At 41.9% G+C, this 10,447-nt stretch carries 11 protein-coding genes and 1 pseudogene; 3 read left to right on the forward strand and 9 right to left on the reverse strand.

Annotated features, from left to right (window positions below):
- From ACE5CV_RS17090 to ACE5CV_RS17110, 5 genes and pseudogenes are all read right to left on the reverse strand, one after another.
- Positions 1-1,158: pseudogene (locus tag ACE5CV_RS17090) on the reverse strand (protein translocase subunit SecDF); the annotation flags it as partial.
- Between the two features lie 115 nt (positions 1,159-1,273).
- The gene (locus tag ACE5CV_RS17095; RefSeq protein ID WP_374951408.1) at positions 1,274-1,756 is read right to left on the reverse strand and encodes a dihydrofolate reductase; all 483 of its coding nucleotides are present in this window, start codon (positions 1,754-1,756) and stop codon (positions 1,274-1,276) included.
- Complete coding sequence (locus tag ACE5CV_RS17100) at positions 1,753-2,142, reverse strand: type II toxin-antitoxin system death-on-curing family toxin (RefSeq protein WP_374951409.1); 390 nt, start codon at positions 2,140-2,142, stop codon at positions 1,753-1,755. Before ACE5CV_RS17100 ends, ACE5CV_RS17095 begins: the two co-directional genes overlap by 4 nt.
- Complete coding sequence (locus ACE5CV_RS17105; RefSeq protein WP_374951410.1) at positions 2,139-2,330, reverse strand: hypothetical protein; 192 nt, start codon at positions 2,328-2,330, stop codon at positions 2,139-2,141. The genes ACE5CV_RS17100 and ACE5CV_RS17105 overlap by 4 nt, the downstream gene beginning before the upstream one ends.
- Before the next feature lie 25 nt (positions 2,331-2,355).
- Complete coding sequence (locus ACE5CV_RS17110) at positions 2,356-3,177, reverse strand: thymidylate synthase (protein ID WP_374951411.1); 822 nt, start codon at positions 3,175-3,177, stop codon at positions 2,356-2,358.
- A 186-nt stretch (positions 3,178-3,363) separates the two neighbouring features.
- Here ACE5CV_RS17110 and ispE point away from each other — a divergent pair, with 186 nt between their 5' ends.
- Positions 3,364-4,170, forward strand: coding sequence for a 4-(cytidine 5'-diphospho)-2-C-methyl-D-erythritol kinase (gene ispE / locus ACE5CV_RS17115; protein ID WP_374951412.1), 807 nt, complete (start codon positions 3,364-3,366; stop codon positions 4,168-4,170).
- A 56-nt stretch (positions 4,171-4,226) separates the two neighbouring features.
- On the opposite strand, the gene ACE5CV_RS17120 is transcribed toward ispE, so the two are convergent.
- From ACE5CV_RS17120 to tgt, 4 genes are all read right to left on the reverse strand, one after another.
- Entirely contained in the window at positions 4,227-4,505 is a 279-nt protein-coding gene (locus tag ACE5CV_RS17120) for a LapA family protein (RefSeq protein WP_374951413.1), read from the reverse strand.
- 837 nt (positions 4,506-5,342) lie between these two features.
- Positions 5,343-6,248 (reverse strand): DMT family transporter, encoded by a 906-nt coding sequence (locus ACE5CV_RS17125; protein ID WP_374951414.1) that lies wholly within the window; start codon positions 6,246-6,248, stop codon positions 5,343-5,345.
- Positions 6,248-7,363, reverse strand: a complete 1,116-nt coding sequence (locus ACE5CV_RS17130; RefSeq protein WP_374951415.1) for an LptF/LptG family permease — start codon at positions 7,361-7,363, stop codon at positions 6,248-6,250. Before ACE5CV_RS17130 ends, ACE5CV_RS17125 begins: the two co-directional genes overlap by 1 nt.
- Positions 7,363-8,493 (reverse strand): tRNA guanosine(34) transglycosylase Tgt, encoded by a 1,131-nt coding sequence (gene tgt / locus ACE5CV_RS17135; RefSeq protein WP_374951416.1) that lies wholly within the window; start codon positions 8,491-8,493, stop codon positions 7,363-7,365. Before tgt ends, ACE5CV_RS17130 begins: the two co-directional genes overlap by 1 nt.
- 212 nt (positions 8,494-8,705) lie before the next feature.
- Here tgt and ACE5CV_RS17140 point away from each other — a divergent pair, with 212 nt between their 5' ends.
- Positions 8,706-9,848, forward strand: coding sequence for a glycosyltransferase (locus ACE5CV_RS17140; RefSeq protein ID WP_374951417.1), 1,143 nt, complete (start codon positions 8,706-8,708; stop codon positions 9,846-9,848).
- Positions 9,839-10,444 (forward strand): RNA polymerase sigma factor, encoded by a 606-nt coding sequence (locus ACE5CV_RS17145; protein WP_374951418.1) that lies wholly within the window; start codon positions 9,839-9,841, stop codon positions 10,442-10,444. The genes ACE5CV_RS17140 and ACE5CV_RS17145 overlap by 10 nt, the downstream gene beginning before the upstream one ends.
- Positions 10,445-10,447 lie beyond the last annotated feature (3 nt).

Below are 10,447 nucleotides of genomic sequence, written 5' to 3' on the forward strand. Positions count from 1 at the left end.
GGCTAATTTAATAGCGTAAAGTTCAAATACTTTTGTTTTGTCGATTGGTTTAACACCCCACAGGAAACGTAAATTTTGAGGCAGTACCGATTTTACATCAGCACTGCGCAGGTAAGCGTTCACTTTAGCAGTATCCTTAACTGCAGAATAACCAACAATTGGGCCCGGGCTTAATTGCTGCTGGCCGTTTGCATCCTGGTAGTAAACCGGAGACATAACAGAAAACAGCGGGTTTTGCGCAGCCAGTTGTGTTTTGTTGTTTAACCCGGCAGAATCTTTATTGGTAGTTTTTTGCAACTTAGCCAGTAGTGAATTGGCAGAATCTTTAACAGATGTTGGCGATTTTGCAGCGGCGGCAGCTTTGGTGGTATCTGCAGGGGCAGTAGTTTTATTTTTAGCAGCCAGGATGCCGTTGATGTTAACCAGCAACTGGTAAACTTCGCTGTTATCATAAGTTTGGTAGAACTCTAATTTAGCCGAACCTGATAAAAGCTTACGCACACGCTCAGGTTCCTTAACGCCCGGCAATTCAATCAAAATACGGTTAGTGCTTTTTTGCAGCTGTATATTAGGTTGGGTTACACCAAACTGATCAATACGGGTATGCAATACAGTGTATGATTGCTGTACCGCAACATCTGCCTGGTCTTTAAGGTATTTTTCAACATCACTATTTGATGAATTGAATTTTAACTTATCCTGGTTGTTGCTGTTTGCGAATATCGCAGCCAGTTTACCGTTGGGTGCCAGTTTCTCATACTCGTTAACAAAAAGTGTAATATAATCTTTTTGCTCGGTAACGCTACGTGTCTGGGCATTGGTTAACGCCTGGTTAAACACAACATCGGTACTGTTGTTGGCCAATGAGGTAACCAGCTCGCGTAACGAGATTTGCATGGTAACGTTCATGCCACCCTTCAAATCCAAACCCAGGGCAAGTTCCCTGTCGACACAATACTGGTAAGTATGGCCGAAGAGAGGATATACCGGTTGAGTTGACACAGAATCTAAATAGGCTTTCTCCTTTGCAGGATTACCTTTCGAATATTCTTTGGCATCATTCTCAACTTTGTGGGCCACCCATGTAAAAGAAAGCTGGTATAAGCACACTACAGCCAGCAGAATGGCGAAAAATTTAATAACCCCTTTTCCTTGCATCGCGAATTAAAATATGTAATTAATTAGTTTATAAGCTTTTTAAATAAGGCAGCAAATCTAATAAAATTTCACAAGCCTGAAATTTTTAATTGAAACAAAATAATCGGCGTTTTTGTTAAGCGCGGTTTAGTGTGATGAAGGTGTAGGGGAGTGGGTTTTTCTCGTCGGGTTCAAAATCTTCACGGCTTACTTCGTTCCATTTCAGGTAGTCAATTTCAGGAAAAAAAGTGTCTGCGTCAAAATTTTTGTGGATGATGGTGAGGTATATGCGGTCGGTTTTATCCATGGCGTCCCTGTAAATTTCTGCGCCGCCGCCAATAAATACTTCGTCTTCATGTGCGCAGAGTGATAAGCCCTCATCTATCGATTTTACCACCTCGCAGCCGGGTATCTGGATATCCTGCCGGGTAACCACAATATTGCGGCGGTTAGGCAACGGCTTGCCTACTGATTCATAGGTTTTACGGCCCATGATAATGGTACGCCCCGATGTTACAGTTTTAAAATGTTTCAGATCATTTGGCATATGCCAAAGCAACTGGTTGTTTTTACCAATGGCATAATTTTCTGCAATAGCTACGATGATAGAAACAGTCATGGCTGAATAGTTGTTTGTTGGGATTTATCTTCAATCCAAGCTTTTATCTCTTCGAATCTAAACGAACCTGTGCTTGCATTTATCACTAATTCGTATTTTTCGTCTTCAGTCGTCATTAAAACTACTCCGCCATGTCGCAAAAAAACTTCCATCAATGCATATGCAATTCTTTTATTTCCATCCATAAACGGATGATTGATGATCAGGCTTTCAAAAATGGCAGTTGCTTTTTCTGTAGAAGTTGGATAAAGGTCAAACCCATCAAAAGTGGCAAAAGGTCTATTTAATGCAGATTCAAGCAAACGTTCATCACGAACGCCTTTGCTTCCTCCGAATTCATCAATTAATCTATTATGGATCCGAACAGCAGAAAGAAAATCTATCATTGAGCCAGCCGTTTCAGCAATCCTTTATTTTCAGAAATGATAGCATCCATGTAAGTGTCTAACGTCTTATTGTCGATGCTATTTTTAGATTGTTTTTTAGTTATTAAATTCCATACTTCTTGCAAATCGCTTTCTGGCATTTGGTCGATAGCTTTTTGTATCTCCTCTTTTAATTCAGCAATGCTCATAATATCAAATTTAAGCAATTCAATATTAAACCGCAACAGCGCCTTTAATGTGCGGGTGCGGTTCGTAGTTCTCCAATGTGAAATCTTCAAACTTAAAACCGAAGATGTCTTTGACCTCCGGGTTGATTTTCATGGTAGGCAACGGCCTTGGCTCGCGGCTTAGTTGCAATTTGGTTTGCTCCAGGTGGTTGTTATACAAATGTGCATCGCCAAAGGTGTGGATGAAATCGCCGTAATCCAGATCGCACACCTGCGCCATCATCATAGTAAGCAACGCATACGATGCAATGTTAAACGGTACGCCTAAAAATATATCGGCACTACGCTGGTAAAGTTGACAGGACAGTTTGCCCCTTTTTTCGCCTTTGCTGGGATCTGCCGGCTGTACGTAAAACTGAAACAGGCTATGGCAAGGGGGGAGGGCCATTTGATTTACATCGGCAACATTCCAGGCCGATACCATGATGCGGCGCGAGTCGGGATTGTTCTTCAATTGGTTTACCACTTGCGTAATCTGGTCTATGTGCCCGCCGTCCGGTGTTGGCCATGAACGCCACTGGTAACCATATACAGGGCCGAGGTTGCCGTTCCCGTCGGCCCATTCGTCCCAAATCCGCACGCCATTATCTTTTAAGTACTGAATATTGGTATCGCCGCTCAAAAACCAGATCAACTCATGGATGATTGATTTAAGATGCAATTTTTTGGTGGTCACCATTGGGAAGCCGTCTTGCAGGTTAAAACGCATCTGGTATCCAAACACGCTTATCGTGCCTGTACCGGTACGATCGTGCTTTTGTGCGCCATTGTCCAGCACGTGCTGCATCAGGTCGAGGTATTGTTTCATTGCTCTAAAGTTTTATCATCGGGTCATTCGCTTCGCTGTCCTCGGGTAATTTAATCCATCGCTTTTATTGATAAGAAACGACGCAACAACCTAATGACTGAATGACGATGAAGTACAAAGAAAAATAATCTAATTTTGGTATCCTACCGTTGTGCAAAAATACATGCGGTGTTAATCACTTTAAGGATGATCGTATTTCCAAACGCTAAAATAAATATCGGACTAAATATCATTGCCCGTCGCCCGGATGGTTACCATGACCTGGAGACTGTTTTTTATCCAATCAAAATTAACGACGTGCTGGAAGTGATCGAATGCGATGAGCTGGAATTTGAATCCTCGGGCATTGATATCCCGGGGGATGTTAACGACAACCTTTGCATTAAGGGATACCACTTGCTAAAAAGAGATTTTCTAAAATTACCTCCGGTAAAAATACACTTGCACAAAAATATCCCGATAGGTGCGGGGCTTGGTGGTGGCTCGGCCGACGCTGCTTTTTTTATCAAACTGATGAATGAAAAATTCAGCCTGGGTTTATCGGCCGATAGGATGATGGATTATGCCCGGCTGCTGGGAGCAGATTGTGCTTTCTTTATCGAAAGCAAACCGGTGTTCGCATTTGAAAAGGGTGATGAGTTTGAGCCGGTAAAATTAGACCTGTCTGGCTACTTTATTGTTTTGGTAATGCCGGATGAACATGTTTCGACCGCAGAAGCGTATAGAGGCGTAAAACCTGCCCCGGTTTCCGAATCGTTATACGAACTGATAAAAACCCCTATAGCAAACTGGAAACGCACAATTAAGAACGAATTTGAGGGCCATATTTTCCGCGACCACCCGGTTATACGTGGCGTAAAAGCAGAGTTGTATGAGCATGGTGCGTTATACGCCAGTATGAGCGGCTCCGGCGCATCAGTTTTTGGCATTTTTGAACAACTGCCAGATTTGAAAGCTATGGAAGTAAACTACCAGGTATTTTACAACGTGTAAAAAACTTTGAGCGCTGTTGAAATTCTCAATTATACACACCACCCACTATTCGTCACTCAACTAATATAATCCCTGTCCTCGTCGCTTAGTGTTTTGGAGTCGTTTTTCCCATAAATGTCTTCATGGTGTTGCGCGATGTCATACTTCTTGTTTTTTGGGCGGCCAACCAGGAATCCTAAAATAAAACCGAAGACAGCAATAGCCGTCATGACAGGAACTTTTGAAAGATAAGTTGTGCTGAATAAAATTGTAAATTTTACCTCATCGGTATTTTGCATAATGATGACGGTAAGTAGCACCACGATCACCAGCGCTAAGATGTTTTTAACACTCATAAAATTTCGTTGAAATAGTTTGTACAAGATGCGGTTTTTAAATCTCTTTTAAAAATGACGAAAAAGGCCGGCTGTTATCAGCGTAAAAATTATGGCCCCTGAAAAAAGGGAGAGGTATATCAAATTGTGCAGTACGCCCCGATTGCATTCTTACCAACTTTGTTATCGTGCTTCTACTTTATCAATTTGCCCACGTTAGATTTTTCAACTTTTTTTCTGGCACGGTTATGGTTTTTATATCTATACCGACATCAAGTTTTAAACTATCAAATGTTGCTTAGATCTTCATCTCGTATACAATAACTCATCTCCCCCTAATTTCTGCGAGATCTCACCTGTTGCATTCAGTACACTTACTTTACTATTTGTATGCAGATATCCAAAGCTAAGTTTTAGCTTAAATAGAACATCCCAAACCATTGATTATCAATTATAAAATCATGATATAAATAATGAGTTACCGTCTTTACTAATTTTATTAGTAAAATGTATTTTAATTCGCGTTCCATCACTCAACTAAATATTTTGATAGTGTTTATATAAAACTGATTTTCAGTAAATTATATTTATGTTTTTAAAACTAATTACATTTTAATTTCAAATTTAAAGCTGGTTTTTACCCAAATTTGATCTGATTTGTTTTTGCCCCTCAATACACTAAATCAATTTTAAGAATCGCCGCTGTTGGTACTTAAAGTAATTGTTGAAGAAGGAGTGCAGGTAAAAAAAATAGTGGCTTAGAGAGGCTTAAAATGGCCCGTTTCGATGCATGTGCTTTACCCCTACCCCGGGATGGTGATGGTTGATTAGGTCGGTATTTCGAGAGGAAACGGGTTACTAAATCCGGCTACGGCGACGCGCTATATGCTTTTGAGCAACCGGGAACAGGAAGATTGTGGAAAGAATTAACATGGCCCCGGCCCAAAATCCGATAGTCATTTTGTTCATGTCACCGAAAAAAATAAACGCCAGGATGATGCCGTAAACAGGCTCGAGGTTGGTGATAAGGGCCACACGGAACGCGGATAGTTCGCGCATTACCGATACTCCGGCAACGTAGGCAACAGAGGTACAGATCGTGCCAAGTACCAGCAGATAGCCTACGTCAGCAGTGGTTGGTACCATGCTTTTATTGAATCCATGGGTAGCTAAAAGATAAAGACTGATCCATAAGAGGGCGCCCGAAAGTTCGTAAAATGCAATTACCGGCGACTCTATTTTTTGTACAAATCGCGAATTGATGATTGAAAAAAGGCTTGCTAAAAGCGCACTCGTCAGGCCCGCTATAATACCCTTAGTGTAGTGAGATTCAAACTTAAAGATCATCACAATGCCGCTGATGATTAGAATTCCGGCAAGGATCTCCATTTTTGAGATGCTTTTTTTATTGATCAACGGCTCCAGAATTGCGGTAAAAAGGGTCATCGATGATAGGCAAACCAGTGTTACAGGAACGGTTGAAAGCTTGATTGAAGCAAAGAAAAGGATCCAATGGCCGCCTACCAGAGCGCCGGTAAGGGCTAATTTCAGGTACATTTTGCTACCTATTTTTGCGCTTTTTTTATAAAAAAACACATAAAAAAATAGCGAAACCACGGCAATTAACACCCGGTACCAAACCAGGTTCACTGCAGAAATTGTGATAAGCTGACCCAAAATACCGGTAAATCCCCATACAAAAACAGTTAGATGAAGGATAATGAGATTGGTGGTTAGAACAGGTTTTGGCGCTGATGTGGTCATTATTTTGGAGCCCTTATGAGTAAAATATAGCCCAATAAACCAAAAATAATGTTAGGTATAAACACTGCAATAAGGGGTGCAAACCCTCCCTTTATGGCAAAAACCAACGCGAATTTATTGACGACTATGTAGGTAAAACAGATGAAAATTCCTATCCCAAGGGGTAGCCCGACACCCCCGCGCACCTTACGCGATGATATGGCAACACCTATACAAGCCAGCACAAATGATGATAACGGCTCCACAAAACGGCGGTATTTTTCAAACTGCATATCGATAATTACGCCTGTTCCGCGGATTTTTTCTTTCTCTATCCCCTGGTTCAAAACACGCAGGGACATGGCTCCATAGATGTTACTTACCACATTGTCGTGCGCCTCAAAATCGATAGGGCGCATGTCTAAAACGGTATCTATCATCAGCCCGTTAGAGGTGAAATGTTCCTTTAAACCGTTCACAATACGCCGTGTTGGGCTGATTATTTTCCACGTATTTTTTACCGTATCAAACTGGATACTCGGCGCTGTAAGGCGTTCTTTCAACTCGTCGCCGTCATATTTCTCCAGCATAAACTGGGTTCCTACTTTGGTATTCGGCTCAAAATCCTGCATAAAAACAAAGGTGTTTTTATCGAGCTGGATGTGCACTTCTTTCTTAGATGGGTCGTCGTTATTAAAAAAATGCTTGCCTTCAAATGATACTTTTAACTTATTGGTGTACGGTAAAAGATATAAATTGGCAAACAACGACACTACAAATATGAGTGTTGCAGTGAGCGCATAAGGCCGCAAAAACCTGTAAAAGCTCGCCCGGCTGGTTAAAATCGGGACAATCTCCGTTTGATTAGCCATCTTGGCTGTAAAGAAAATCACTGCTAAAAAGTTAATTAGCGGCGATAAAAGCATCAGGTAAAAGGGAATAAAACCTGCGTAATACACAAAAATAATATCGTGCAGTGTGCTTTCTTCACCCAAAAAGTTGTCTAAATGCTCGGAGATATCAAACACAACAGATATCACCATAAAGATACCCAGTGTGAACAGGAAGGTCCCCAGGTATTTTTTAATGATGTACCGGTCTATAACCGTTAAAAATCTGTGTGTTAATTTCCTCATTATAATTTTGTGCCCAGGCGGGCAACCATCATTTTTTTCCAGTCGTAAAACTCGCCGGTGATGATCTTTTTACGCGCTTCTTTAACCAGCCATAAGTAAAAATGCAAGTTATGCAGGGTGGCTATCTGCGCGCCCAGCATCTCGCCGCTATGTATCAAATGCCTTAAATATGCCTTGGTATAGCAGGTATCGGCAAACAGTTCGCTGTCGGCTTCAATCGGGCTAAAGTCGTTTTTCCATTTCTCGTTACGCATATTCATAATGCCATTTTTGGTAAACAGCATTCCGTTACGGGCGTTTCGTGTAGGCATTACGCAATCAAACATATCAATTCCTAAAGCAATGTTTTCCAAAATGTTAACGGGTGTACCTACGCCCATTAAGTAACGTGGTTTTTGCGCCGGTAATATATCGCACACAATTTCTGTCATCGCGTACATTTCTTCGGCAGGTTCACCTACCGAAAGCCCGCCGATAGCGTTGCCTTCGCGCTCGAAAGCGGCAATAGCCTCTGCCGAGCGTACACGCAGATCTTTATAAACCGACCCCTGCACAATCGGGAACAGCGTTTGGTTGTAGCCGTATTTAGGTTCGGTAGTATCAAATCGTTGGCAGCAACGCTTAAGCCAGCGGTGCGTCATATCTATAGATCGCCTGGCATAATTATAATCGCAGGGGTAGGGGGTACATTCATCAAATGCCATGATGATGTCGGCACCAATTATCCGCTGAATATCCATAACGTTTTCGGGAGTAAAAAGGTGTTTAGAACCATCCACATGCGACCGAAACGTTACGCCTTCTTCTTTTATTTTGCGCACTTCACTTAGCGAGTACACCTGGTAACCGCCACTATCTGTTAAAATGGGGCCGTCCCAACCGTTAAATTTATGCAGTCCACCGGCTTGTTCTATCGTTTCCAGGCCCGGCCTAAGGTACAAATGGTAGGTGTTGCCCAGGATGATCTGCGCTTCAATATCGTTTTTCAGCTCGCGCTGATGTACCGCTTTAACGGTACCCGCCGTGCCCACAGGCATAAAAATCGGCGTTTGTATTACCCCATGATCTGTAGTAAGCTCGCCCGCACGGGCTTTAGAAAGAGGGTCTTGTGCTGTTAGATTAAATTTCATTGAGTGTTGCAAAATTAACAAAAGTTATGAGAGGTTAAGAATAGATGTAAGCGATCGAGGAAGCCTTGCCGCAACCCAGCTCCAAGAAGTTAGTTGATAATTAAGCGCCTCTGCTTCCATAGCAGAGCCATGCAGAGGCCGGTTGATCACCAAGCAAATTGCTGTAAACTTCCGTATAAAACCTCTCGAATTGTCGCCTATTTTTAACAAATTTGCACTTATATTATAAAGGTGTATTGGAAGCTTATATTAAGGATGCGTTATTTGTTTTATTTCAGCTTTGTTTCATTGTTCAGCTTTATTACTTACTGAGCAATCACAGCAAACTGGCAGGGTACAAGCCCGACGATACACTCCCGCAGGTTGATATTCCAATATCTGTTATCATCAGCGCCCGCAACGAGGCCCGTAACCTTACCGAAAATCTTCCGTACATTTTACAGCAAACTTACCCTAACTATGAAGTTGTAGTGATTAATGATTGCTCAACAGATAGTTCGCACGATGTTTTGCTGCAAATTCAGCAGGAGTTCAGTCATCTTAAGGTAGTTACTATTACCGAGCATCAACGTTATAAAACGGGTAAAAAGTTTGCGCTTACGCTGGGTATCAAGGCAGCCAAAAACGAGCATCTACTGTTTACAGATGCAGATTGTAAGCCTGCCACCCTGCACTGGATTACGCGCATGGCCGCTAAATTTACACCGGGAATTAATATCGTTTTAGGTTACTCGCCTTACACACGCACAAATAACTTCTTAAACCCCTTTATTCGTTTCGAAACTTTAAAAACCGGTATCAATTACCTTTCATCAGCCTTAAACGGCGATGCTTATATGGGCATTGGCCGCAACCTGGCTTATACCAAATCATTATTTTTTGGTGCGAAAGGCTTTGCGGCCCACATGCACGTAATAAGTGGCGATGATGATTTGTTTGTAAACCAAAACGCTACGGCAAATAATACCGCTATTGAAATACACCCCGATACTTTTGCTTACACGGATGCTAAAACTACTTTAGGTAGCTGGTTCAGGCAAAAGAAGCGCCATATGGGGGTGGGGAAACTGTATAAAAACAGCCACAGGCGCACGCTCAGCTTCGACGCAATAACCGGTTTTTTATTTTATGTGCTATTTATTCTTTGCCTGGTATTTCAATTTGAACCGCTTTGGGCTATCGGAGTAGTGGTTTTTAGGCTGGTGCTACAGTTAATTATCTATCAAAGGGTGTTTAAAAAGCTAGATTGCAACGACTTGGTATGGTACTTGCCGCTTTTTGATATCATGTATTATACCTATTTAAATGTGTTTGGTTTAATAGGTACTTTTTTAAAGACCACCCGATGGAAATAAACGCCCATTTTACCGAGAACGCCAAAAACGATTTTCACCTTGTGGTAAAGGCACGGCAGGGCAACCAGAAAGCGTATGCCGACCTTATGCACCGCTATAAAGATTCCATTTATTTTATGGTGCTTAAAATGGTAAACAATAAGGAGGACGCTAATGACCTTACTGTTGAAACCTTTGCAAAAGCCTTTGAAAAACTGGAAAAATATCAACCCGAATATGCTTTTAGCACCTGGCTGTTTAGGGTAGCTACCAATAATTGTATCGACTTTATCCGAAAAAAGAAGCTGAATACGCAATCGATACACAGCATGATGGACGAGGATGGTGATGAAAAACCCCTGCAGATTAAATCTGACGGACTAAACCCCGAAGAAACGTCCATTAAAAAACAACAAACCGAAGAACTAAAATTACTGATAGAAAGCCTGCCCATCCGTTACCGTAACCTAATTACGCTGCGTTACTTCGATGAACTATCGTACGAGGAAATTGCACAGCAGCTGGATCTGCCCCTGGGTACGGTTAAGGCGCAATTGTTTAGGGCAAGGTACTTATTAGGTAATATCATCACCAGACATAATAAGGATGACATCTGATAT

The sequence above is a fragment of the Mucilaginibacter sp. genome (genome assembly GCF_964263795.1).
In the GTDB taxonomy this organism is placed as follows: Bacteria; Bacteroidota; Bacteroidia; order Sphingobacteriales; family Sphingobacteriaceae; genus Mucilaginibacter.

Bases quoted from the DNA above. Each gene is read 5' to 3' on its own strand.
- ACE5CV_RS17095 (WP_374951408.1), bottom strand. From the start codon at position 1,756: ATGACTGTTTCTATCATCGTAGCTATTGCAGAAAATTATGCCATTGGT.
- ACE5CV_RS17110 (WP_374951411.1), bottom strand. From the start codon at position 3,177: ATGAAACAATACCTCGACCTGATGCAGCACGTGCTGGACAATGGCGCA.
- ACE5CV_RS17100 (WP_374951409.1), bottom strand. From the start codon at position 2,142: ATGATAGATTTTCTTTCTGCTGTTCGGATCCATAATAGATTAATTGAT.
- ACE5CV_RS17125 (WP_374951414.1), bottom strand. From the start codon at position 6,248: ATGACCACATCAGCGCCAAAACCTGTTCTAACCACCAATCTCATTATC.
- ACE5CV_RS17130 (WP_374951415.1), bottom strand. From the start codon at position 7,363: ATGAGGAAATTAACACACAGATTTTTAACGGTTATAGACCGGTACATC.
- ACE5CV_RS17120 (WP_374951413.1), bottom strand. From the start codon at position 4,505: ATGAGTGTTAAAAACATCTTAGCGCTGGTGATCGTGGTGCTACTTACC.
- ACE5CV_RS17145 (WP_374951418.1), top strand. From the start codon at position 9,839: ATGGAAATAAACGCCCATTTTACCGAGAACGCCAAAAACGATTTTCAC.
- ispE (WP_374951412.1), top strand. From the start codon at position 3,364: ATGATCGTATTTCCAAACGCTAAAATAAATATCGGACTAAATATCATT.
- tgt (WP_374951416.1), bottom strand. From the start codon at position 8,493: ATGAAATTTAATCTAACAGCACAAGACCCTCTTTCTAAAGCCCGTGCG.
- ACE5CV_RS17105 (WP_374951410.1), bottom strand. From the start codon at position 2,330: ATGAGCATTGCTGAATTAAAAGAGGAGATACAAAAAGCTATCGACCAA.